This is a genomic window from Streptomyces sp. NBC_00386 (assembly GCF_036063235.1).
GTDB lineage: Bacteria > Actinomycetota > Actinomycetes > Streptomycetales > Streptomycetaceae > Streptomyces.
Map to the genome: position 1 here is coordinate 7,789,312 of NZ_CP107950.1, position 23,791 is coordinate 7,813,102.

Here is a 23,791-nt window from a genome sequence, read left to right on the forward strand (position 1 = left end):
CGTTGTTTGAGAACTGCACAGTGGACGCGAGCATCTGTGGCCAAGTTTTTAAGGGCGCACGGTGGATGCCTTGGCACCAGGAACCGATGAAGGACGTGGGAGGCCACGATAGTCCCCGGGGAGCCGTCAACCAGGCTTTGATCCGGGGGTTTCCGAATGGGGAAACCCGGCAGTCGTCATGGGCTGTCACCCATACCTGAACACATAGGGTATGTGGAGGGAACGCGGGGAAGTGAAACATCTCAGTACCCGCAGGAAGAGAAAACAACCGTGATTCCGGGAGTAGTGGCGAGCGAAACCGGATGAGGCCAAACCTCAAGCGTGTGAGACCCGGCAGGGGTTGCGCTTGGGGGTTGTGGGATCTCTCTTTCACAGTCTGCCGGCTGTGAGACGAGTCAGAAACCGTTGATGTAGGCGAAGGACATGCGAAAGGTCCGGCGTAGAGGGTAAGACCCCCGTAGTCGAAACATCAACGGCTCGTTTGAGAGACACCCAAGTAGCACGGGGCCCGAGAAATCCCGTGTGAATCTGGCGGGACCACCCGCTAAGCCTAAATATTCCCTGGTGACCGATAGCGGATAGTACCGTGAGGGAATGGTGAAAAGTACCGCGGGAGCGGAGTGAAATAGTACCTGAAACCGTGTGCCTACAAGCCGTGGGAGCGTCGCGCATTGAGTTTACTCAGTGCGTCGTGACTGCGTGCCTTTTGAAGAATGAGCCTGCGAGTTTGCGGTGCGTTGCGAGGTTAACCCGTGTGGGGAAGCCGTAGCGAAAGCGAGTCCGAATAGGGCGATTCAGTAGCGCGCTCAAGACCCGAAGCGGAGTGATCTAGCCATGGGCAGGTTGAAGCGGCTGTAAGAGGTCGTGGAGGACCGAACCCACCAGGGTTGAAAACCTGGGGGATGACCTGTGGTTAGGGGTGAAAGGCCAATCAAACTCCGTGATAGCTGGTTCTCCCCGAAATGCATTTAGGTGCAGCGTCGTGTGTTTCTTGCCGGAGGTAGAGCACTGGATAGGCGATGGGCCCTACCGGGTTACTGACCTTAGCCAAACTCCGAATGCCGGTAAGTGAGAGCGCGGCAGTGAGACTGTGGGGGATAAGCTCCATGGTCGAGAGGGAAACAGCCCAGAGCATCGACTAAGGCCCCTAAGCGTACGCTAAGTGGGAAAGGATGTGGAGTCGCACAGACAACCAGGAGGTTGGCTTAGAAGCAGCCACCCTTGAAAGAGTGCGTAATAGCTCACTGGTCTAGTGATTCCGCGCCGACAATGTAGCGGGGCTCAAGCGTACCGCCGAAGTCGTGTCATTGCAGCAATAGGGCCAACGCCCGCTGTGATGGGTAGGGGAGCGTCGTGTGCCGGGTGAAGCCGCGCCGGAAGGCAGTGGTGGACGGTTCACGAGTGAGAATGCAGGCATGAGTAGCGATACACACGTGAGAAACGTGTGCGCCGATTGACTAAGGGTTCCTGGGTCAAGCTGATCTGCCCAGGGTAAGTCGGGACCTAAGGCGAGGCCGACAGGCGTAGTCGATGGATAACCGGTTGATATTCCGGTACCCGCTGTGAAGCGTCAAACATCGAACCAGGCGATGCTAAGTCCGTGAAGCCGCCCCGGAGCCTTCGGGCAAAGGGGAGTGGTGGAGCCGACGGACCAGACCTGTAGTAGGTGAGTGATGGGGTGACGCAGGAAGGTAGTCCATCCCGGGCGGTGGTTGTCCCGGGGTAAGGGTGTAGGCCGTGTGATAGGCAAATCCGTCACACATCAAGGCTGAGACCTGATGCCGAGCCGATTGTGGTGAAGTGGATGATCCTATGCTGTCGAGAAAAGCCTCTAGCGAGTTTCATGGCGGCCCGTACCCTAAACCGACTCAGGTGGTCAGGTAGAGAATACCGAGGCGTTCGGGTGAACTATGGTTAAGGAACTCGGCAAAATGCCCCCGTAACTTCGGGAGAAGGGGGCCATCACCGGTGATTGGATTTACTCCATGAGCTGGGGGTGGCCGCAGAGACCAGCGAGAAGCGACTGTTTACTAAAAACACAGGTCCGTGCGAAGCCGTAAGGCGATGTATACGGACTGACGCCTGCCCGGTGCTGGAACGTTAAGGGGACCGGTTAGTCACTCTTCGGGGTGGCGAAGCTGAGAACTTAAGCGCCAGTAAACGGCGGTGGTAACTATAACCATCCTAAGGTAGCGAAATTCCTTGTCGGGTAAGTTCCGACCTGCACGAATGGCGTAACGACTTCTCGACTGTCTCAACCATAGGCCCGGTGAAATTGCACTACGAGTAAAGATGCTCGTTTCGCGCAGCAGGACGGAAAGACCCCGGGACCTTTACTACAGTTTGATATTGGTGTTCGGTTCGGCTTGTGTAGGATAGCTGGGAGACTGTGAAGCTTGGACGCCAGTTCAGGTGGAGTCGTCGTTGAAATACCAGTCTGGTCGTGCTGGATGTCTAACCTGGGTCCGTGATCCGGATCAGGGACAGTGTCTGATGGGTAGTTTAACTGGGGCGGTTGCCTCCTAAAGAGTAACGGAGGCGCCCAAAGGTTCCCTCAGCCTGGTTGGCAATCAGGTGTTGAGTGTAAGTGCACAAGGGAGCTTGACTGTGAGACCGACGGGTCGAGCAGGGACGAAAGTCGGGACTAGTGATCCGGCGGTGGCTTGTGGAAGCGCCGTCGCTCAACGGATAAAAGGTACCCCGGGGATAACAGGCTGATCTTCCCCAAGAGTCCATATCGACGGGATGGTTTGGCACCTCGATGTCGGCTCGTCGCATCCTGGGGCTGGAGTCGGTCCCAAGGGTTGGGCTGTTCGCCCATTAAAGCGGTACGCGAGCTGGGTTTAGAACGTCGTGAGACAGTTCGGTCCCTATCCGCTGTGCGCGTAGGAATATTGAGAAGGGCTGTCCCTAGTACGAGAGGACCGGGACGGACGAACCTCTGGTGTGCCAGTTGTCCTGCCAAGGGCATGGCTGGTTGGCTACGTTCGGGAGGGATAACCGCTGAAAGCATCTAAGCGGGAAGCCTGCTTCGAGATGAGTATTCCCACCCCCTCGAGGGGTTAAGGCTCCCAGTAGACGACTGGGTTGATAGGCCAGATCTGGAAGCCCGGCAACGGGTGGAGGTGACTGGTACTAATAGGCCGAGGGCTTGTCCTCAGTTGCTCGCGTCCACTGTGTTGGTTCTGAAACCACGAACAACCCCACGTTTGTCACAGAGCGTGGTCTGGTTGACAGTTTCATAGTGTTTCGGTGGTCATAGCGTGAGGGAAACGCCCGGTTACATTCCGAACCCGGAAGCTAAGCCTCACAGCGCCGATGGTACTGCAGGGGGGACCCTGTGGGAGAGTAGGACGCCGCCGAACTAAAATTAGAGCTCCGGCTCTCGGGAATTTTCCCGAGAGCCGGAGCTTTTTTGTTTTCCGGCAGAATTTCCCGATGACGCCCCCGCTCTTGCCTCCCCCTCTGCGCTGCGGTGCCGGGGCTGCGGGTAAGGTCAGGGGGCATCGTTGGCTCGTTTCCCACAGGAGGCCCCCGGGTGGAGGTCCAGGAGACCCGCGTTCAGACGAACCGGGTCCTCACCATCCCGAACATCCTCAGCATGGCGCGCCTCGCCGGCGTGCCCCTCTTCCTGTGGTTGATCCTCAGGCCGGAGTTCGGTGGTCCCAACAGCGACGGTTGGGCGCTGCTCGTCCTCATGCTGAGCGGTATCAGCGACTATCTGGACGGCAAGCTCGCCCGGCGGTGGAACCAGATCAGCAGCCTCGGCCGGCTGCTGGATCCCGCGGCCGACCGGCTCTACATTCTGTCGACGCTTGTCGGACTCACCTGGCGCGAGATTCTTCCGATCTGGCTCACGGCCGCTCTTCTCGCACGCGAGCTGGTTCTGCTGGTGATGGTGTGGATCCTCCGACGCCACGGCTATCCGCCCCCGCAGGTGAACTTCCTCGGGAAGGCGGCCACCTTCAACCTGATGTACGCCTTCCCGTTGCTGCTGCTCAGTGACGCCAGCGGCTGGATCGCGACACTCGGCGCTATTTTCGGATGGGCGTTCGCCGGATGGGGTACAACCCTCTACTGGTGGGCAGGAGTCCTCTACGTGGTACAGGTCCGCCGGTTGATCCGAGCGGACGCCATGGCCGATTGAGCTCGGCCCGATTGGGCGGCAGTAGTGCCCGATGGCCCCCGCTCGAAATCTGCGGGACAATCAGGACGGGTGAAGTCGGCTGTACCGTCGTCTCTTCAAGGAGGACGCTTCCGACATGAAGGCCGTCGTGATGGCCGGAGGCGAAGGCACACGCCTTCGCCCGATGACCTCAAGCATGCCCAAGCCGCTCCTGCCCGTGGCGAACCGCCCGATCATGGAGCACGTGCTCAGGCTGCTCAAAAGGCATGGGCTCAATGAAACCGTCGTCACCGTCCAGTTCCTGGCCTCCATGGTCAAGAACTACTTCGGTGACGGCGAAGAGCTCGGCATGGAGCTCACCTATGCCAATGAGGAGAAGCCACTCGGTACTGCCGGCAGCGTCAAGAACGCCGAAGAGGCGTTGAAGGACGACGCCTTCCTCGTCATCTCCGGTGACGCCCTTACCGACTTCGATCTCACCGAACTCATCAACTTCCACAAGGAAAAGGGCGCCCTCGTCACCGTCTGTCTGACGCGCGTTCCCAATCCGCTGGAATTCGGCATCACCATCGTGGACGAGGAAGGCAAGGTCGAGCGCTTCTTGGAGAAGCCGACCTGGGGCCAGGTCTTCTCGGACACCGTGAACACGGGCATCTACGTCATGGAGCCCGAGGTCTTCGACTATGTCGAGGCCGATGTCTCCGTCGACTGGTCCGGCGACGTCTTCCCCCAGCTGATGAAGGAAGGCAAGCCCGTCTACGGCTATATCGCCGAGGGCTACTGGGAGGACGTCGGCACCCACGAGAGCTATGTGAAGGCCCAGGCCGACGTCCTGGAGGGCAAGGTCGACGTCGAACTCGACGGGTTCGAGATCTCCCCGGGCGTCTGGGTGGCGGAGGGGGCGGAGGTGCACCCCGACGCCGTGCTGCGCGGTCCGCTCTACATCGGTGACTACGCCAAGGTCGAGGCCAACGCCGAGATCCGTGAGCACACCGTCGTCGGCTCCAACGTCGTCGTCAAGACCGGCGCGTTCCTGCACCGGGCCGTCGTGCACGACAACGTGTACATCGGGCAGCACAGCAATCTGCGCGGCTGTGTGGTCGGAAAGAACACCGACATCATGCGGGCCGCCCGCATCGAGGACGGCGCCGTGATCGGCGACGAGTGCCTCGTCGGTGAAGAATCGATCATTCAGGGCAACGTCCGCGTCTATCCGTTCAAGACCATCGAGGCTGGCGCCTTCGTCAACACCTCGGTGATCTGGGAGTCGCGGGGCCAGGCCCACCTCTTCGGCGCTCGTGGCGTCTCCGGGATCCTGAACGTCGAGATCACCCCGGAGCTGGCCGTGCGTCTGGCGGGTGCCTACGCGACGACCCTCAAGAAGGGTTCCACCGTCACCACGGCCCGCGACCACTCCCGAGGCGCTCGGGCGCTGAAACGGGCGGTGATCTCCGCGTTGCAGGCCAGCGCCATCGACGTACGCGACCTGGAGAACGTACCGCTGCCCGTGGCCCGGCAGCAGACGGCCCGGGGCAGTGCCGGCGGAATCATGATCCGGACGACGCCAGGAGTACCCGACTCCGTCGACATCATGTTCTTCGACGGGCAGGGTGCCGACCTGTCGCAGGGCGGTCAGCGGAAGCTGGACCGGGTGTTCGCGCGGCAGGAGTACCGGCGTGCCTTCCCCGGCGAGATCGGGGACCTGCACTTCCCCGCGAGTGTCTTCGACTCCTACACGGGATCGCTGCTGCGCAACGTCGACACCACCGGGATCGCGGATTCCGGGCTGAAAGTGGTCGTCGACGCCTCCAACGGCAGTGCCGGACTGGTGCTGCCCAGCCTGCTGGGCAAGCTCGGTGTGGACTCCCTGGTGATCAATCCCGGCCTCGACGAGTCCAGGCCGACCGAGACGGCGGAGACACGGCGGGCCGGTCTGGTGCGGCTGGGTGAGATCGTCGCCTCCGCACGGGCCGCGTTCGGCGTGCGCTTCGACCCGGTGGGCGAGCGGCTCTCGCTCGTCGACGAGAAGGGGCGGATCGTCGAGGACGACCGGGCCCTGCTCGTGATGCTCGACCTCGTGGCCGCGGAGCGGCGCAGCGGGCGGGTGGCACTGCCCGTCACCACCACACGGATCGCCGAGCAGGTGGCGGCGTACCACGGCACGCAGGTGGAGTGGACGACCACGTCGCCGGACGACCTGACCCGGGTCGGCCGCGAGGAGTCGACGATCTTCGGAGGCGACGCGCGCGGCGGGTTCATCATTCCCGAGTTCAGCGGCGTCTTCGACGGCGCGGCCGCCTTCGTACGGCTCATCGGTCTGGTCGCGCGGACACAGCTCACGCTCAGCCAGATCGACGCCCGGATTCCGCGGGCGCATGTCCTCAAGCGGGATCTCGCGACTCCGTGGGCCGTGAAGGGGCTCGTGATGCGCCGGGTCGTGGAGGAGGCGGGAGACCGCTTCGTGGACACGACGGACGGTGTCCGTGTCGTGGAGACGGACGGGCGCTGGGTGATGGTGCTGCCGGACCCCGCCGAGGCCGTCACCCATCTGTGGGCGGAGGGGCCGGACGACGCCTCCGCGGAGGCTCTGCTCGACGAGTGGGCGGCCGTCGTGGACAGCGCCGGCCGCTGAAACGATCTTCACCCGTACGTGTCGGACAAGTGCCCTCAAGGGGGCCTGTCCGGCACGTTGGTGGGGCCATTCGGAGGTAGCACCCGCGACGTGCGACGATGTGCGGCATGCCGCAGCAGCCCCCCGTTCGGAGCAGCGTTCCGCGCCCCTCGCGCCCGGACGCCTCCATGTCGCTGCTCACCAACGTCATGGACCACAGCCTCGACGAGGGCTACGCCGAAGCGGCGGCCCGCAAGGAGGCCGAGGGCGCCGGTGGCCTGCCGAAGACGGTCCGGGCCAAGCTGGCTCTGGCGGCCGGTCTGGTGCTCGCCGCGCTCGTGGTCACCGTAGGGGCGGCGAACGCCCGGCTCGCGGCCCCCGTCGTCGCCAAGGAGCGCCAGGAGCTCATCGACCGCATCGAGCGTGAGACGACGGCCGCGGACAAGCTCGAGAGCGGCGTCGACACCCTGCGCGCCGATGTGAGTTCCCGCCAGCGCGCGGCGCTGAAGAAGGACGGCGGTGAGCAGGCCGATCTCGTGAGCGTCCTGTCCGGCGCCACCGATGTCCACGGACCGGGTGTGAAGCTCGTCGTCAACGACGCCAAGGAAGCCAGCACGGGCGGTGACGGAACCAACCCGCGGGAGACCTCGGGATTCTCCGACACCGGGCGGGTGCGGGACCGGGACATGCAGCGCGTGGTCAACGGCCTGTGGGAGTCGGGTGCCGAGGCCATCTCCGTCAACGGTCAGCGGCTGACCGCTCTGTCGGCCATCAGGGCCGCGGGTGACGCGATACTGGTCGACAACAAGCCGCTGGTGCCGCCGTACACGGTGCTCGCGGTGGGGGACGGCCAGCGGCTCAGCACCAGGTTCCAGAACAGCGCCGACGGGCTGTATCTGCATGCCCTGCAGGAGAACTACGGCATCAGGACCGGCATCTCCGTCGAGGGGGACGTCCGGTTGTCCGCCGCACCGAGTGTGATCGTACGTACAGCAGAGCCGAGAACAGAGAAGGGCACACCGTGATCGCCGTACTGGGCCTCGTCGTGGGAGTCGTGGCTGGACTGTTGGTCCGGCCCGAGGTCCCGGCGGTCGTCGAGCCTTACCTTCCGATCGCCGTCGTGGCGGCGCTCGACGCCGTGTTCGGCGGTCTGCGCGCGATGCTCGACGGCATCTTCGACGACAAGGTCTTCGTGGTCTCGTTCCTGTCGAACGTGGTTGTCGCCGCGCTGATCGTTTTCCTGGGCGACAAGTTGGGTGTGGGCGCCCAGCTCTCCACGGGTGTCGTGGTCGTCCTCGGCATCCGGATCTTCTCCAATGCCGCGGCCATCCGCCGGCACGTGTTCCGGGCGTGAGGCCGATGAGCAACGAGAACGAAGCCGAGACCCCCGAGAACCCACTGCGCAGGGAGCTGCCGGAAGAGGTCCCCGCGGCCGTGGAGGAGCCCGAGCCGCAGGAGGCCGAGGAGAGTGGCGTGCCGCCGCTGTCCGGCCGTCAGAGGCTGGTCAAGGGGCTGTGGCCGCCGCGGGTGTCGCGTGCCCAACTCATCGTCGCCGTGCTGCTGTTCGGCCTCGGGTTCGGCCTTGCCGTCCAGGTGGCGTCCAACAGTGACGGCGACAGTGCGCTGCGCGGCGCGCGTCAGGAAGATCTCGTGCGCATTCTCGATGAACTCGACAGCCGGACTCAGCGTCTTGAGGACGAGAAGCAGGGTCTCGAGGATCAGCGCACCGAGCTGGAGAACAGCTCGGACCAGGCCGAGGAGGCCCGCAAGCAGACGGTCGAGAAGGAGAAGCAACTCGGCATTCTGGCGGGCACCGTGGCCGCTCAGGGGCCCGGCATCACTCTGACCATCGACGACGCGAAGGGGACGGTCAAGGCGGACATGCTGCTCGACGCCGTCCAGGAGCTGCGCGCCGCCGGCGCGGAGGCGATCCAGGTGAACGGCGTGCGTGTGGTCGCCGGTACCTATCTGTCCGACTCCGGAAGCGGAGTGAAGGTCGACGGGAACAAGATCACCCAGCCCTATCGTTTCAAGGTCATCGGCAAGCCGCAGGACCTGGAGCCGGCGCTGAACATTCCGGGAGGCGTGGTGCAGACACTGGAGAAGGAGCAGGCCACCGTCACGGTGGACCGCTCCACGAAGATCATCGTAGATGCCTTGCGACCGGCCGAGCGCCCTGACTACGCTCGGTCGTCCTCCCGGTGAACGGCGGTCGGATGGGGGCCGTCGGGCGAGGGCAGGAGGTTGCGGGGGGTCGGCGCACCGAATGGGTGGTGCGTGGTGGAAACTGTCTGGTGGATACGGACGTTGTGAGGATGTCCGGGTCGACCGGTGTGTTCAATCAGGGTTCGTCCTGCCCCACGGGCGGGTCTGTTTCGGTCAAGGGGAATCGCCCGTGAAGTTGTTTGCGAAGTTGTTCGGCAAGAGCACGCGAGAGGACAGTGGCGACAGCACGTCCGCCCGTCATCGCGCACCGCGCCAGGGAGACGCGGAGGCCCAGGGCGGCGACCGCCCGCTGTTCCGGGACCAGGTCACCGGTCCCGGTGGTCAGGGCGCGTCGTCTGTTGACCCTGGCCAGCCCGGCCGCATAGGTTTCGGGGAACCGTCAGCCTCGAGTGCGGGTGGAGGGTTCGCCTCCGATCCGTATGCGTCCCATGCCCCTGGTGGGCAGCCGCGGCAGGAGGATCCGTCCATGTCGGCCCAGGTGTGTACGAGGTGCGGGAACCGTAACGCGGAGAACAGCCGGTTCTGTTCCAACTGCGGTGCGCCGTTGCGGGGTGGACCGGAGCGTCCGTCGGAGCAGACGTCCACGATCTCCATCTCCGGCATCGAGGCCTACGACGCCGAGGTGACGGGCCAGACCGCCTCGCCGATGCTCTCCCCGGAGGCTCAGGCGGCGGTCGACGCGCTGCCGGTCGGTTCGGCGCTCCTGGTGGTGCGCCGTGGCCCCAACTCGGGCAGCCGCTTCCTGTTGGACGGTGAGCTGACCACGGCGGGGCGTCATCCGCAGAGCGACATCTTCCTCGACGACGTGACGGTTTCGCGTCGGCACGTGGAGTTCCGTCGTGTCGCGGACGGTTCGTTCACGGTCGCCGACGTCGGCAGCCTGAACGGTACGTACGTCAACCGGGAGCGGATCGACCAGGTCCCTCTGTCGAACGGTGACGAGGTACAGATCGGCAAGTACCGGCTGGTGTTCTACGCGAGCCAGCGGGGCATCTGACCCTCCCCCAACTCCGTCCGGGGGGACACCGAGGGAATGTCCATGCTTCAAACACCGAGCGGCGGTGCCGGCAGCGGTACCGCCGCCGCGGACAGTGGGCTGATGAGCATCGGCGCGGTGCTGAGCCTGCTGCGCGACGAGTTCCCCGAAGTCACCATCTCCAAGATCAGGTTCCTGGAGTCGGAGGGGCTCGTCGAGCCGCGGCGGACCCCTTCGGGGTATCGCAAGTTCAGTGCGGACGATGTCGAGCGTCTCGGCCACGTCCTGAGGATGCAGCGTGACCACTACCTCCCGCTCAAGGTGATCCGTGAACATCTGGACGCCCTGGCGCGCGGTGAGCAGGTGCGTCTGCCCTCCGTGGGCCGCCAGCGCGACGCGGGGGAGGGTGAACCCTCCGGAGAGCTCTACGGGGAGCCCGAGGGGCCCACGGTGGCCCGGGTGGGCCGTGAGGAGCTGCTGGCCGCCGCCGAGATCGGTGAGCAGCAGCTCCAGGAGTGGGAGTCGTACGGACTGATCGGTCCGTTGCCCGACGGTGTCTACGACGCGGAGGCGGTGACCGTCGCCGCGCTCGTCGTCGAGCTGGGACGCTTCGGGATCGAGCCGCGCCATCTGAGGGCGATGAAGGCCGCGGCGGAGCGGGACGCGGGACTGGTGGACCAGGTGGTCGCCCCCCTGCGGCGCCACCGCAATCCGCAGACGCGGGCCCACGCGGAGGCCCGTACCAAGGAACTCGCGGGCCTCACGGTGAAGCTGCACGCGGCGCTCGTGCAGACGGCGCTGGGTGTGCGTCTGCACTGATCCGTGCCACCGGCGCGGGCCCCGGATCGTCCACCCGTTCTGTGCCCGACTACCCAAACGTCCCGGGCACGGCCTAGGGTTGCTGTGTGAACGAGCTCGATGTCGTAGGTGTCCGGGTCGAAATGCCCTCCAACCAACCGATCGTGCTTCTGCGTGAAGTGGGAGGCGACCGCTACCTCCCCATCTGGATCGGACCGGGGGAGGCGACGGCGATCGCCTTCGCCCAGCAGGGCATGGCCCCCGCACGACCGCTGACCCACGACCTGTTCAAGGACGTGCTGGAGGCCGTTGGCCAGGAGCTCACCGAAGTACGTATCACCGACCTGCGCGAGGGCGTCTTCTACGCCGAGCTCGTCTTCGCCAGCGGGGTCGAGGTGAGTGCCAGGCCGTCCGACGCCATAGCTCTCGCGCTGCGCACCGGAACGCCCATCTACGGCAGCGACGGGGTGCTCGACGACGCGGGCATCGCGATCCCGGACGAGCAGGAGGACGAGGTGGAGAAGTTCCGCGAGTTCCTCGACCAGATCTCGCCCGAGGACTTCGGCACCAACAGCCAGTGAGCCGTCCGGGCGGACGCCTCACTGGGTGGCATTTGCCCGTGGCGAGTGTGGTGTGCCGCGGCCCGCGCCGGGAGCATTCGGCTAGCCTTTCCCCGCGGTAGGGCACGGGAAACCACTCTTAGGGTGATTATCACTCGGCGTGCCGAGTGTGGCGATCGTTGACGAGCCCCTGGTGACTGCCTACCGTCGAGAAGGCAGGTCAAGGACGGAGGTCGGCGTGAGAAGCAGCGGCGACGGTACGGCTGGGGGTGCTCCCGGACACGGTCCGGGAGAGAGCGGCCCGTACCCTCCCCCAAGCTCTCGGCTCGGCTCGAGCAGGGGGCGCCCTCAGCATGGCAGCGCGGCCGATCATGTTCCGGTGCGGCCGGCGGCAGTGTCCGACGAGGAAGGGACTGTTCCCGAGGAGGTCGGTTACCGGGGGCCCACGGCGTGTGCCGCCGCGGGCATCACCTACCGGCAGCTCGACTACTGGGCGCGGACCGGACTCGTCGAGCCCAGCGTGCGTCCCGCCTACGGGTCGGGGACACAGCGCCTCTACAGTTTCCGGGACGTGGTGGTCCTCAAGATCGTCAAGCGGTTCCTCGACACCGGGGTGTCGTTGCAGAACATCCGCACCACGGTCCAGCACCTGAGAGAGCGAGGCTTCCAGGACCTGGAGCGCATGACGCTCATGAGCGACGGCGCGACGGTCTACGAGTGCACCTCCCCGGACGAGGTCCACGCCCTGCTTCAGGGCGGCCAGGGCGTCTTCGGCATCGCCGTGGGAGTGGTGTGGCGGGACGTCGAGGGCGCCCTGTCCCAGTTGCACGGAGAGCGTGTGGACACCGGAGAAACGCTTCTCGCGCACCATCCCGCCGACGAACTGGCGCGCAGGCGCAACCGCGCGGTGTGAGCCGCTCCGATGACGCGATGCCCCGGTGCGCCGGGGCATTGTCAGTGGCGTAGGGCAGCATCGGAGATGTGAGAACCGCGCCCACGATCCTGCATCTCGACATGGATGCCTTCTTCGCCTCGGCGGAGCAGGCGTCCAAGCCGAGCCTGCGCGGGAAGGCCGTCGTGGTGGGCGGGCTCGGGCCCCGTGGAGTGGTCGCCACCGCCTCGTACGAGGCACGCGTCTTCGGGGTGAACTCCGCGATGCCCATGGCCCAGGCCCGCAGGCGGGCTCCGAACGCCGCCTATCTCGTGCCGCGCTTCGGGTTGTACCGAGAGGTCAGCGAGCAGGTGATGGGGCTGCTGCGGGCCCTGTCGCCACTGGTGGAGCCACTGAGCCTGGACGAGGCGTTCGTGGACCTGGAGGCGGGCGGGACTGCCTGGGACGAGGCGTCGGCGCGGCTGACCGGTGCCAAGCTGCGCGCGGACATCCGGGCCGTCACGGGGCTCACGGGGTCGGTGGGCCTCGCCGCCTCCAAGATGCTGGCGAAGATCGCCTCGGAGCAGGCCAAGCCGGACGGTCTCGTCCTGATCGAGCCGGGCACCGAGCGTGCGCTGCTGGGACCGATGCCGGTGCGGACGCTGCCGGGCGTGGGGCCGGCCACCGGCGACCATCTGCGCCGGGCGGGCATCACCACCGTCGAGGAGCTCGCCGAGGCGGGCGAGGACGAGCTCGTACGGCTACTGGGGAAGGCCCACGGGCACGCGCTGTTCGCGATGGCGCTGGCCCACGACGAGCGGCCCGTGGTGGCTGAGCGGGAGACCAAGTCCGTGTCGGTCGAGGACACGTACGACGTGGACATCCACGACCGGGTCAGGGTGGAGCTGGAGGTGCAGCGGCTCGCGGACCGGTGCGTGCGGCGGCTGCGCAGAGCCGGACTGTCGGGCCGGACCATCGTGCTGAAGGTGCGCCGGTACGACTTCTCGACGCTGACCCGGTCCGAGACGCTGCGGGGGCCCACGGACGACCCCGGAGTCGTCAGGGAGGCCGCCGCCCGGCTGCTGGAGGGCGTGGACACGACCGGTGGCGTCCGGCTGCTGGGGGTCGGCGTCACCGGGCTCGCCGACTACACGCAGGAGGACCTGTTCGCGCAGGCGCAGGCCGCGGCCGCGGGGGAACCGGCGGTCGAGGAGCACGCCGCGGACGAACCGGCCGAGGTGGCCGCCGCGGACGGGGAGACGGTGCCGGCGGAGCGGCGGTGGCCCTCCGGGCACGACGTGCGGCATGCCGAGTTCGGGCACGGCTGGGTGCAGGGGAGCGGGCTGGGACGGGTCACGGTGCGGTTCGAGACGCCGTACTCCGGGCCCGGCCGGGTGCGGACCTTCCGGACGGACGACGCGCAGCTGGAACCGGCCGACCCGCTGCCCCTGGTGGAGCGAAGACCCGGGGACGTCGGCGGGCTGCCGCCCGGCCCCGGGCCGTCGGTGTCAGCGGTCGGGACGCACGGCTCCGGCCCTGGGGATCAGGTGTCCTCCGAGCCCGCGAGCCGGCCGAAGTCCCGGTCCGGCGGCGGAGGGGACGCCACGTCGAGTCCGTAGTGGTGGTAGAGCTGGAGCTCCTGTTCGGGGGAGAGATGGCGCCCGACGCCGAAGTCGGGGGCGTCCTTGATCAGGGCCCGGTCGAAGGGGATGCGCAGGGTCCCCTCGATGATCTCGCTGGGCTCCAGGGGCACGAAGGCGTCCCTGCTGAACAGTCCGGTGCGTATGGCCGCCCACTCCGGGACACCGGTCGCGTCGTCGAGGTAGACCTCGTCGATCGTGCCGATTTTGGTGCCGTTGCTGTCGAACGCCTTGCGGCCGATCAGGTTGCGCGGATCGATGTCGGTCTGCACGGTCCCTCCAGTGGTCGCAAACTCATCCGTAAGTACTACAAAAGAGCACATTTGTGAAGGCGGCCACTCGAAGGCTGTCGTCTTGTCCTCGCTGGTAGGCTGGCAAGTGGCTGCTGATCCCGCGCGGGAGAGTCCTCCGGATTTCACGGAGGCGCCGAAGGAGCAACTCCTCCCCGGAATCTCTCAGGCTCACGTACCGCACGGACGAGGTCACTCTGGAAAGCAGGGCGGGTGCCGATGGCCTCCGCCCTCACCGACGGTGAAAGCCGGATCGTCCACGGGACCATCCGGTGAAACTCTCAGGTTGAGATGACAGAGGGGGAGGCCGTCGGGGTGCCCGTGCCGGGGTGCCCCTCGAAGGTCGCGTCAGACCAGGAGGCCTCCGCCATGACCGCCCCTCGCATTCCGCTCTCCGAGCTCGAACAGGGAATTCCCTTCGAGCAGCGCCACATCGGACCCGACTCCGAAGCTCGGGCCAAGATGCTCGCGCAGGTCGGATACGGCTCGCTCGACGAGCTGACGGCCGCCGCGGTGCCGGATGTGATCAAGAACGCCGAGGCCCTGAAGCTGCCGGCCGCGCGCACCGAGGCCGAGGTACTGGCCGAGCTCCGCTCCCTCGCGGACCGCAACCAGGTGCTCGGTTCGATGATCGGCCTCGGCTACTACGGCACGTTCACGCCGCCGGTGATCCTGCGCAACGTCATGGAGAACCCGGCCTGGTACACCGCGTACACGCCGTACCAGCCGGAGATCTCGCAGGGCCGTCTCGAGGCGCTGCTGAACTTCCAGACCGTCGTCGCCGAGCTGACCGGGCTGCCGACCTCCGGCGCCTCCCTCCTCGACGAGGGCACCGCCGCCGCCGAGGCCATGGCGCTGTCCCGCCGGATGGGCAAGAACAAGAAGGGCCTCTTCCTGGTCGACGCGGACGCGCTGCCGCAGACCATCGCCGTCATAGAGACACGTGCCGAGCCGACCGGTGTCGAGATCGTCGTCGCCGACCTCGCCGACGGCATCCCGGCCGACCTCGCCGGGCGCGAGATCAACGGCGTGCTGATCCAGTACCCGGGCGCCTCCGGTGCCGTACGCGACATCAAGCCGGTCATCCGGCAGGCGCACGAGCTGGGCGCGGTCGTCACCGTCGCCGCCGATCTGCTCGCCCTGACCCTGCTGACCTCGCCCGGCGAGCTCGACGCGGACATCGCGATCGGTACGACGCAGCGCTTCGGTGTGCCGATGGGCTTCGGCGGCCCGCACGCCGGTTACATGGCGGTGCGCGAGAAGTTCGCGCGCAGCCTCCCCGGCCGGCTGGTCGGTGTGTCCGTGGACGCCGACGGGCACAAGGCGTACCGCCTCGCCCTGCAGACGCGTGAGCAGCACATCCGCCGTGAGAAGGCGACCAGCAACATCTGCACCGCTCAGGTGCTGCTCGCCGTGATGGCCGGCATGTACGCCGTCTACCACGGCCCCGAGGGCCTGCGGACCATCGCACGGCGTACCCACCGCTACGCCACCGTCCTGGCCGCGGGTCTCACCGCCGGCGGCGTCGAGGTCGTGCACGGCGCGTACTTCGACACGCTCACCGTGCGGGTCCCGGGCCGTGCCGCCGCGATCGTGGCCGCCGCCCGCGACAACGGCGTCAACCTGCACCCCGTCGACGCCGACCAGGTGTCGATCTCGTGCGACGAGACGACCACGCGCGAGCAGCTCGCCGCCGTGTGGACCGCGTTCGGTGTCGAGGGCGACGTCGAGGCGCTGGACGCGAGCGCCGAGGACACCCTGCCGGACGCGCTGCTGCGCACCGACGCGTACCTCACGCACCCCGTGTTCCACGACCACCGCTCCGAGACGGCGATGCTGCGCTACCTGCGCAAGCTCTCCGACCGCGACTACGCGCTCGACCGCGGCATGATCCCGCTGGGCTCCTGCACGATGAAGCTCAACGCGACCACCGAGATGGAGCCGGTCACCTGGCCCGAGTTCGGGCAGCTCCACCCCTTCGTGCCCGCCGAGCAGGCACAGGGCTACCTGACGCTGATCCACGAGCTGGAGGACCAGCTCGCCGAGGTCACCGGCTACGACAAGGTGTCGCTCCAGCCCAACGCCGGTTCGCAGGGCGAGCTGGCCGGTCTGCTGGCCGTCCGTGGCTACCACCGCGCCAACGGCGACGACCAGCGCACCGTCTGCCTCATCCCGTCCTCCGCGCACGGCACCAACGCCGCCAGCGCCGTGATGGCCGGCATGAAGGTCGTCGTCGTGAAGACCGCGGACGACGGTGAGATCGACGTCCAGGACCTGCGCGCCAAGATCGAGCAGTACCGCGACGAGCTGTCGGTGCTGATGATCACGTACCCCTCGACGCACGGTGTGTTCGAGGAGCACGTCGCCGACATCTGCGCCCAGGTGCACGAGGCCGGCGGCCAGGTCTACGTCGACGGCGCCAACCTCAACGCCCTGGTGGGTCTCGCCAAGCCGGGTCACTTCGGCGGCGACGTCTCGCACCTGAACCTGCACAAGACCTTCTGCATCCCGCACGGCGGTGGCGGCCCCGGCGTCGGCCCGGTCGGCGTGCGCGCCCACCTGGCGCCGTACCTGCCGAATCACCCGCTCCAGCCGGAGGCCGGTCCCGAGACCGGTGTCGGCCCGATCTCGGCCGCTCCCTGGGGCTCCGCGGGCATCCTGCCCATCTCCTGGTCGTACGTCCGGCTGATGGGCGGCGAGGGCCTCAAGCGCGCCACGCAGGTGGCCGTGCTCTCCGCCAACTACATCGCCAAGCGCCTGGAGCCGCACTACCCGGTGCTGTACACCGGCCCCGGCGGTCTGGTCGCCCACGAGTGCATCATCGACCTGCGCCCGCTCACCAAGGCGACCGGCGTGAGCGTCGACGACATCGCCAAGCGCCTGATCGACTACGGCTTCCACGCGCCGACGATGTCGTTCCCGGTGGCCGGCACGCTGATGATCGAGCCGACCGAGTCCGAGGACCTGGGCGAGCTCGACCGGTTCTGCGACGCGATGATCGCGATCCGCGCGGAGATCGAGAAGGTCGGCAGCGGCGAGTGGTCGGTGGACGACAACCCGCTGCGCGGGGCGCCGCACACGGCCGCCGCGCTCGGCGGCGACTGGGAGCACCCGTACAGCCGCGAGGTGGCCGTCTTCCCGGCCGGTGTCTCGGCCGCCGACAAGTACTGGCCGCCGGTGCGCCGCATCGACCAGGCGTACGGCGACCGGAACCTCGTCTGTTCCTGCCCGCCGCTGGACGCCTACGAGGACTGATCAGCGCTCGGCACGTGGACGCCTACGAGGAGTGACCATCCTCGGACATGCGTCGGGGCCGGTTCGGAGAGTACGTCTCCGGGCCGGCCCCTTGTGTGTCTGGGCGGCCTGGCGCGGCCGCCCGGGGTCGTGCGGCTCAGGCGGCCGTCATCACCGGCGCGCCGCCCAGCGGGCGGTGCGGGGCGATGATCTGGCCGTCCGGCAGGAGCTCACCGGTGTCCTCGAAGAGCAGAACGCCGTTGCACAGCAGGCTCCATCCCTGCTCCGGGTGGTGCGCCGCGAGGCGGGCGGACTCCCGGTCGGCTGATTCGGCTGACGGACACGGTGGCTGGTGCTGGCACATGGATGGGATCTTTCGCTGGGTCGAGATGTGAGTGTTGGCTGTGGTGTCTGTCTTGCGGCTTGAGGTACTCATGGCCGCCCCCCGTTGGTATGTGGTCTGACCCCAGTGTTGCCCCACGGGCGCCAATCCGCAGGGATTTGGGGGCACCGCTTCTCACAGGTTTATGACGCGTCACCCGTGCGGAGGGTTCACCCCAACTGCGCTGTCCTTTCGGGTGGTTCGAGGGGGCCGGATCGGGCTAGTCCAGTTGGGTGTTCGGCGCGTTTCCCCTCGTACGAGCGGTCTTCGGCCCTAACGAGCGAGCCGCTCCCGGGGTTCGTGACAGCGCCGTGCCCCGCGGCAGGTTTACCCGTGTGGGGCACGGCTGCGGGGCACGGACGCCAGGGGCGGAGACTCGGGCGGGCGAGCTGGAGACTCAGGCCGGCGAGCTGAGGAGCGGTGCCGGGGTGACCCGGTGGGTGAGGACCGGCAGCAGTTCGGTGACGAGGTACGGCCGGTGCGCGGCGATGCCGGGCGGGGCGGGTGCGAGCGGGACCAGGAGGTCGGTGGCGGCCGGATGGCCGGTGGCGCCGTCCGCGGTGCAGTCGCCGTGCAGCCAGAGCGTCAGCATGTACAGCTCCGGCACGGACAGCAAGCGTGCTTGGTAGGGCTGTTGCATGGTCTCGGCCTGCCGCAGGGCGAGCTCGGTGGCGGTGACGTAAGGGCCCTCGAAGAAGCGCGAGAAGGCCCAGCCGTCCGCGGTCAGCATGGTGTCGGCGGCGGCCACCGCGCGATCGCCGCAGCGGATCAGGAAACGCCACCCGGCGAGCCGGGTGGCGGAGGCGCCCGCGGGAGTGATGCGATCCAGGACGTGGACGGGCAGCGGGAGTTCGGGGGTGACAGGTCCCTGTGCCAGGCGCAGGGACGGGGTACGGGCTTCGCGGACAGCGGTGGGGGAACCGAGTGCCGTGAGTACGGTGCGCAGGGCGGGCGCGGGAGCCGGGGGTACGTGCAGCGGCATGGTGGGTCGCCTCTCATTCGACAGGCACAGTGGCGCGAGGGCGGGGGCGGACGGCGCTGTCAGCTCTCGGGTCAGAGGGCGAGGGGTCTGGATCTGCCGACAGGGTGTCGCCTGCCGCCGTCACCGTGACGACAGGACCTAGGACCGCGAGCGCCAACTCTCTGCCTCGGTAGCGGAGTTTATACGACGCGTGTTCAGGCGGTGTTTCGTCTAGTCGCCCCGAATTCGAAGAACAAGTCGATATCCGGTCGGCGAAATGCGGGATTCATCCCGGTTCTGCGCGATCAAATCGCGGTGACCTCGGAATGCTTCGCCCGAGCGGTCGGCCGATTCTCGTCGGCGTTTTTCACGAGATCGTTTCGGACGGCAAACTTGCTGAATGCTCCATGCCTCGTGAATGTGCCCGGGGCCGATGTCCAGACTAGCGGCCGAAGAGCGCGCGCGGGACGTTATGGATCGTGTTGCCTGGGCATCATCCCCCGTGACCCGGGACGCCAGGGCCGGAACGTCGGCCTGCCCATCCGAGGAGGGACACTTCGATGGGGGAGAAGGTCGTGGCAGGGACGTTCGGCCTGTCTGATCGGCAGCGCCACCGCGACAAGCTCCGACAGTGTCTGGCGGGGCTGGAGCGACTGCTGGAGGAGAAGCGGTTCGACCGCCCGAAGAACCTGATGGGCCTGGAGATCGAATTGAATCTCGCGGGCCCCGACGGCATGCCCAGAATGATGAACGGGCAAGTACTCGAAAGGATTGCGAGCCGCGACTTCCAGACAGAACTCGCCATGTTCAACCTGGAAGTCAACATAGCCCCACACCGATTGGGCGGCCGGGTATTCGACCGGCTCGCCGAGGAGATCCGCACCTCGCTCGCCTACGCCCACCGGAAAGCCAGTGAGGTCGACGCCGGAATCGTCATGATCGGTATTCTGCCGACGCTCGGCCAGGACGATCTGGTGTCCTCCAACCTGTCGGACGTCGACCGGTACACGCTGCTCAACGATCAGATCGTGGCCGCGCGCGGAGAGGATTTCGAACTCGACATCGACGGTGTGGAGCGTCTGGTCTGCCGGTCGGCGTCCATCGCCCCCGAAGCCGCCTGCACCTCCGTGCAGTTGCACCTCCAGGTCACGCCGGGCCGGTTCGCGGACGTGTGGAACGCGGCGCAGGCGGTCGCGGCCCCACAGGTCGCGATCGGCGCCAACTCGCCCTTCCTGTTCGGGCGTGAGCTGTGGCGGGAGTCGAGGCCCCCGCTCTTCCAGCAGTCCACCGACACCCGGCCGCCGGAGCTCCAGGCACAGGGAGTCCGGCCGCGCACCTGGTTCGGCGAACGGTGGGTGACCTCGGCGTACGAGCTCTTCGAGGAGAACCTGCGGTTCTTCCCGCCGCTGCTGCCCATCTGCGACGAGGAGGACCCGCTCGGTGTCCTCGATGCCGGAGGCGTGCCCAGGCTCGCCGAACTGGTGCTGCACAACGGCACGGTGTACCGCTGGAACCGGCCCGTGTACGGCATCGCCGACGGCGTCCCGCATCTGCGCGTCGAGAACCGGGTGCTGCCCGCGGGGCCGACCGTCACCGACGTCCTCGCCAACGCGGCCTTCTACTACGGTCTGGTCCGCGCGCTCGCCGAGGAGCAGCGTCCGGTGTGGACCCGGCTGTCCTTCGAGGCGGCCGCCGCCAACTTCGACGCGGCCTGCCGTCACGGCATCGACGCGCGCCTGGAGTGGCCGCGGCGTGGCCGTTACGGCGGGACCACGCAGGTGGATGCCGTGAGCCTGGTGCGCGACGAACTGCTGCCGCTGGCCGCCGCCGGCCTGGACGCCTGGGGTGTCGAGCCCGCCGACCGGGACTTCTATCTGGGCGTGATCGAGGACCGGTGCAGACTGCGCGTCAACGGCGCGACCTGGCAGGCGGCCACCTTCCACCGGGCGCTGGAGAAGGGGCTCGGCCGCGAGGCCGCGCTGGCCGCGACGACGCGGCGCTACGGCGAGCTGATGCATCTCGGGGAGCCCGTGCACACCTGGCCGGTGGGACTGCCGGAGCCGGTTCCGCTGGGGTGACGCGCGGCGGTGCGCGGGTGCGCTCGGCCCGGCGCCGGCCACCCGCCCTCGGGGTCTGTCGTCGAGGCGCGTCCACGACGGTTCGGCGGGAGGCGGGACACCGGGCCCGCGGGGGCGGGTGGCCGTGGCCGGTGAAGGATGTTCGCGTGTCCAGGTGGTCGTGGTCGGTCCGGGGCGCCGCGTGGGTGTGGTCAGCCGGGGTTGCCCGCGCCGGCCGCTGTGATCGCCTTGAGCATCGCCGCGTGGATCTGTGAGGGCTCGTTGACCCGCTGGCCGGAGCCTCCGGTCGCCCTGGCGATCTGGTCGACCTCCCGCCGGTCGCTGTCGGGGCCCACCGCGATGGCGATCAGCGGTACCGGGTGGTCCGGGTCGGCCAGCTTCTGGAGCTCGGAGACGAGCTCGGACCGGGAGATGCTGCCGGGGTCCCGGTTGACCCCGTCCGTGAGGACGACCAGCGCGTTGAACCGGCCCTTCGCGTAGGAGGCGACGGCCTCCTTGTACGCGGCGAGCGTGGTGTCGTACAGACCGGTCTCTCCGTGCGGGACCGGCTTCAGGGACTTGAAGGCGGCGGTCAGCTTCGCGCGCTGGCCGCCCTTCTTCTTGCTGTCCCCGAGCCGCCCGGTCGGCACCAGCACGCGGTAGTCCTTGTCGCCGTCGAGCTTCGTGGAGAACTTCCACAGCCCGATCTCGTCCTCGGCGGTGAAGGTGGCGAGGGCCTGGAGCAGGGACTCCTTCGTGACGTCCATACGGGACCGGCCGTCGCCCGGCAGCGTCACGCCCATGGAGGAGGAGGCGTCGACGACCGTGGTGATCCGGGCGCTCTCCACCGTGATCGTCCACATGCCGAGGGCCTCCTGGACCGCGCCTTTCGACGCGGAGTCGGCCAGGATCCGCGTGTACGGCTGCGGGGACCTTCCGCCGGCCTCGGCGACGAGTGTGGCCGACGGGCTCTCCGCGTCCGTGCGGAACCCGAACACCCGCAGGAACTGCCGGGGGGCCGGCTCTCCGAGCAGGGTCATGAACCGCAGGGCCGCACGGCCCTCGTCGGTGCTCAGCCGCGGCTCGTCGACCAGCGTGTACGGGTAGTCGAGCAGCGGCGAGCCGTCCTCGGGGTAGAAGAGGTCGAGGTCCTGGCCGCCGTCCGGCGCGCTGTTGTGCGCGAACGCCGCCTGCTCGGAGAGGATCAGCGCCTGATTGCGGCCGGCGCTGTTCCCCCCGGTGGCCGAGCCTTCGTGCGGCAGAGTGCCGAGGAGCTCGGTGTCGCTGTCGGACGTGTGCCGCGAGAGCGTCTTGGCCATGGCCGCCGTCCGGACGTCACCGTCCTTGACGCCGGAGGCGGCCGCGCTGATCCTGGCCAGCGCGAGCAGTCCCGTCGAGCTGCGGGCGGGATCGACCGCGCCCAGTTCGAGCTTCTTGGCCCGCGTCGTCCCCCCGGCCAGCTCGGTCCAGGTGTACGTCTTCGCGGGCCAGCCCAGCCTCTTGGCGGCCGACGGGACGACAGCGACGCCGACGGGTGAGGAGGCGACGTTGCCCAGGCTGGTGACCTGCGTGGCCGAGCCGGTGTCGGCGACCCGCTCCACCCACGCGTCGGAGTCCGGCACCCACACCTGCACGTCGGACTTCTTGCCCGCCCCGAGCGAGGCGGCGACCTCGTACGACTCGCGCGCGGTCACGCCGACGTCGAGACAGCGGCCGTCCGAGGTGACGTTCTTCTCACGGGCGTCCTTCGCGACGGCCCGTAGCGCGGGCGCGATGTCCGGCGAGGCGGCCACCTCGATGTGTATGACATCGTCCCCGCAGGAGCCTCCGAAGGAGAACAGGCCCCCGCGGACCGCGGCTGCCGTGCCTCCGACGACGGTGAGGACGAGTGCCGTCGCGAGGGCCGTATTGCGGCGGCGTGCGCGGATCCGGGGGTCGGCGGAGCCCGCCCGTCGAGCGTCGGGCAAGCTGTGACGTCCCATGACGGTGAGGTCCTCCCAGATGAGCCTGAGCCGTGAGACAGCCGCAGAACAGGCGGAAGGGGACGTACGCCCCGTACGGTGCCCGCCCCCCGACGGCCTGTCGCGCACGATCTTCGTAACTTCTTTCGAGACCCTAGCGGGGCGAGGACGGGGATGCGGTGGGAATACCCAACTGGAGGCGGGAGTGCAGGTGGAGGCGGGATCGGTGGCCGGTTCTTTTCCGGGGGAGAGGCTGACCCGACGGATTCTCCGGGACGAGACGCTGCTCGTCCTGGCGCTGTCGCTCGGTGCGAGCGGAGTGTCCGCGCTGATCAGTTTCGTCGGGTCGGTGACGAAACCCGGAGGTCTCAAGGACCAGGCGGCCACCCTCAACGCCTCGGCGGCGCCGGGCCGGCCCTGGCTCGACCTGGCCTGGCAGCTCTTCGGCATCGCGTCCGCCCTGGTGCCGGTCGCGCTCGTCGCGCACCTGCTGCTGCGCGAGGGCCAGGGCATGCGCGTGATCGGCTTCGACCGTACGCGCCCCTGGCCGGACCTCGGACGCGGTGCCATGGTCGCGGCGGTGATCGGCAGCTCGGGAATCGCCTTCTATCTGGCTGCGCGCGCATTCGGCGCCAACCTCACGGTGGTGCCCGAGGCGTTGCCGGACGTCTGGTGGAAGTTCCCCGTGCTGATCCTGTCGGCCGTGCAGAACGCCGTGCTGGAGGAGGTCATCGTCGTCGGGTATCTGCTGCGCCGGCTCGGGCAGTTGGGCTGGACACCGGGGACGGCGCTGATGGCGAGTGCGGTGCTGCGCGGCTCGTACCACCTCTACCAGGGCATCGGCGGGTTCGTCGGCAACATGGTGATGGGTGTGGTCTTCGTGTACCTGTACCGGCGTTGGGGTCGGGTCGGGCCGCTCGTGGTCGCGCACTCGCTGCTCGACATCGGTGCCTTCGTCGGGTACGCGCTGCTCGCGGGGAAGGTGGGCTGGCTCCCGACGGCTTGAGCCGCGCTCGCGAGGACCGAGCGGCGGAGCCGGTTCCCGAAGGGGTGCGGCGGATCCGGTTCCGGAAGGGGCGTACGACCGTCTCGTACGCC

At 67.7% G+C, this 23,791-nt stretch carries 17 protein-coding genes, 2 rRNA genes and 1 riboswitch; of the genes, 15 read left to right on the plus strand and 4 right to left on the minus strand.

Going from position 1 to position 23,791, the window contains the following annotated elements; all coding sequences use genetic code 11:
* Positions 1–38 precede the first annotated feature (38 nt).
* The 12 genes from OG780_RS34225 to OG780_RS34280 all read left to right on the plus strand — a co-directional run bounded on the left by OG780_RS34225 (position 39) and on the right by OG780_RS34280 (position 13,787).
* Positions 39–3,159 (plus strand): 23S ribosomal RNA (locus OG780_RS34225).
* A gap of 89 nt (positions 3,160–3,248) precedes the next feature.
* Positions 3,249–3,365 (plus strand): 5S ribosomal RNA (gene rrf / locus OG780_RS34230).
* A 173-nt stretch (positions 3,366–3,538) separates the two neighbouring features.
* Positions 3,539–4,147: a CDP-alcohol phosphatidyltransferase family protein gene (locus tag OG780_RS34235; protein ID WP_328454731.1), complete on the plus strand. Its 609-nt coding sequence runs from the start codon at positions 3,539–3,541 to the stop codon at positions 4,145–4,147.
* Positions 4,148–4,262: 115 nt separating this feature from the next.
* Positions 4,263–6,758: a mannose-1-phosphate guanyltransferase gene (locus tag OG780_RS34240; RefSeq protein WP_328454733.1), complete on the plus strand. Its 2,496-nt coding sequence runs from the start codon at positions 4,263–4,265 to the stop codon at positions 6,756–6,758.
* Between the two features lie 98 nt (positions 6,759–6,856).
* Entirely contained in the window at positions 6,857–7,762 is a 906-nt protein-coding gene (locus tag OG780_RS34245) for a DUF881 domain-containing protein (protein ID WP_328454735.1), read from the plus strand.
* Positions 7,759–8,091: a small basic family protein gene (locus OG780_RS34250; protein WP_003988855.1), complete on the plus strand. Its 333-nt coding sequence runs from the start codon at positions 7,759–7,761 to the stop codon at positions 8,089–8,091. The genes OG780_RS34245 and OG780_RS34250 overlap by 4 nt, the downstream gene beginning before the upstream one ends.
* A 5-nt stretch (positions 8,092–8,096) precedes the next feature.
* Positions 8,097–8,942 carry a DUF881 domain-containing protein gene (locus OG780_RS34255; protein WP_328454737.1) on the plus strand — a complete coding sequence of 282 codons (846 nt, stop codon included), beginning with the start codon at positions 8,097–8,099 and terminating at the stop codon, positions 8,940–8,942.
* A 61-nt stretch (positions 8,943–9,003) separates the two neighbouring features.
* Entirely contained in the window at positions 9,004–9,960 is a 957-nt protein-coding gene (locus tag OG780_RS34260; RefSeq protein ID WP_326789023.1) for an FHA domain-containing protein, read from the plus strand.
* A 42-nt stretch (positions 9,961–10,002) separates the two neighbouring features.
* Entirely contained in the window at positions 10,003–10,758 is a 756-nt protein-coding gene (gene ftsR, locus OG780_RS34265) for a transcriptional regulator FtsR (protein WP_328454739.1), read from the plus strand.
* Between the two features lie 86 nt (positions 10,759–10,844).
* Positions 10,845–11,318 (plus strand): bifunctional nuclease family protein, encoded by a 474-nt coding sequence (locus OG780_RS34270; RefSeq protein WP_006123076.1) that lies wholly within the window; start codon positions 10,845–10,847, stop codon positions 11,316–11,318.
* Positions 11,319–11,535: 217 nt separating this feature from the next.
* Positions 11,536–12,210, plus strand: coding sequence for a MerR family transcriptional regulator (locus OG780_RS34275; RefSeq protein WP_326789025.1), 675 nt, complete (start codon positions 11,536–11,538; stop codon positions 12,208–12,210).
* 68 nt (positions 12,211–12,278) lie between these two features.
* A complete protein-coding gene (locus tag OG780_RS34280; RefSeq protein ID WP_328454742.1) occupies positions 12,279–13,787 on the plus strand; it encodes a DNA polymerase IV in 1,509 nt (502 codons plus the stop codon).
* On the opposite strand, the gene OG780_RS34285 is transcribed toward OG780_RS34280, so the two are convergent.
* A complete protein-coding gene (locus OG780_RS34285; protein WP_326789027.1) occupies positions 13,712–14,080 on the minus strand; it encodes a PRC-barrel domain-containing protein in 369 nt (122 codons plus the stop codon). The two genes, OG780_RS34280 and OG780_RS34285, sit on opposite strands and share 76 nt — an antisense overlap.
* Positions 14,081–14,194: 114 nt before the next feature.
* A riboswitch (glycine riboswitch) is annotated at positions 14,195–14,289 on the plus strand.
* A 178-nt stretch (positions 14,290–14,467) separates the two neighbouring features.
* Here OG780_RS34285 and gcvP point away from each other — a divergent pair.
* Positions 14,468–17,353, plus strand: a complete 2,886-nt coding sequence (gene gcvP / locus OG780_RS34290) for an aminomethyl-transferring glycine dehydrogenase (RefSeq protein ID WP_328454744.1) — start codon at positions 14,468–14,470, stop codon at positions 17,351–17,353.
* A gap of 136 nt (positions 17,354–17,489) precedes the next feature.
* Here gcvP and OG780_RS34295 read toward each other — a convergent pair whose 3' ends face one another.
* Together OG780_RS34295 and OG780_RS34300 are read right to left on the minus strand one after the other, a co-directional pair.
* On the minus strand, positions 17,490–17,696 hold the full coding sequence (locus OG780_RS34295) for a DUF5999 family protein (RefSeq protein ID WP_261704097.1): 207 nt from the start codon (positions 17,694–17,696) through the stop codon (positions 17,490–17,492).
* A gap of 415 nt (positions 17,697–18,111) precedes the next feature.
* Positions 18,112–18,696, minus strand: a complete 585-nt coding sequence (locus OG780_RS34300; RefSeq protein WP_328454747.1) for a hypothetical protein — start codon at positions 18,694–18,696, stop codon at positions 18,112–18,114.
* A gap of 539 nt (positions 18,697–19,235) precedes the next feature.
* Here OG780_RS34300 and OG780_RS34305 point away from each other — a divergent pair.
* A complete protein-coding gene (locus tag OG780_RS34305) occupies positions 19,236–20,753 on the plus strand; it encodes a glutamate--cysteine ligase (RefSeq protein WP_328454749.1) in 1,518 nt (505 codons plus the stop codon).
* A 191-nt stretch (positions 20,754–20,944) separates the two neighbouring features.
* Here OG780_RS34305 and OG780_RS34310 read toward each other — a convergent pair whose 3' ends face one another.
* On the minus strand, positions 20,945–22,714 hold the full coding sequence (locus OG780_RS34310; protein WP_328454751.1) for a substrate-binding domain-containing protein: 1,770 nt from the start codon (positions 22,712–22,714) through the stop codon (positions 20,945–20,947).
* Positions 22,715–22,898: 184 nt separating this feature from the next.
* On the opposite strand from OG780_RS34310, the gene OG780_RS34315 reads away from it, so the two are divergent.
* Positions 22,899–23,699 (plus strand): CPBP family intramembrane glutamic endopeptidase, encoded by an 801-nt coding sequence (locus tag OG780_RS34315; RefSeq protein ID WP_328454753.1) that lies wholly within the window; start codon positions 22,899–22,901, stop codon positions 23,697–23,699.
* The last annotated feature ends 92 nt before the right edge of the window (positions 23,700–23,791 follow it).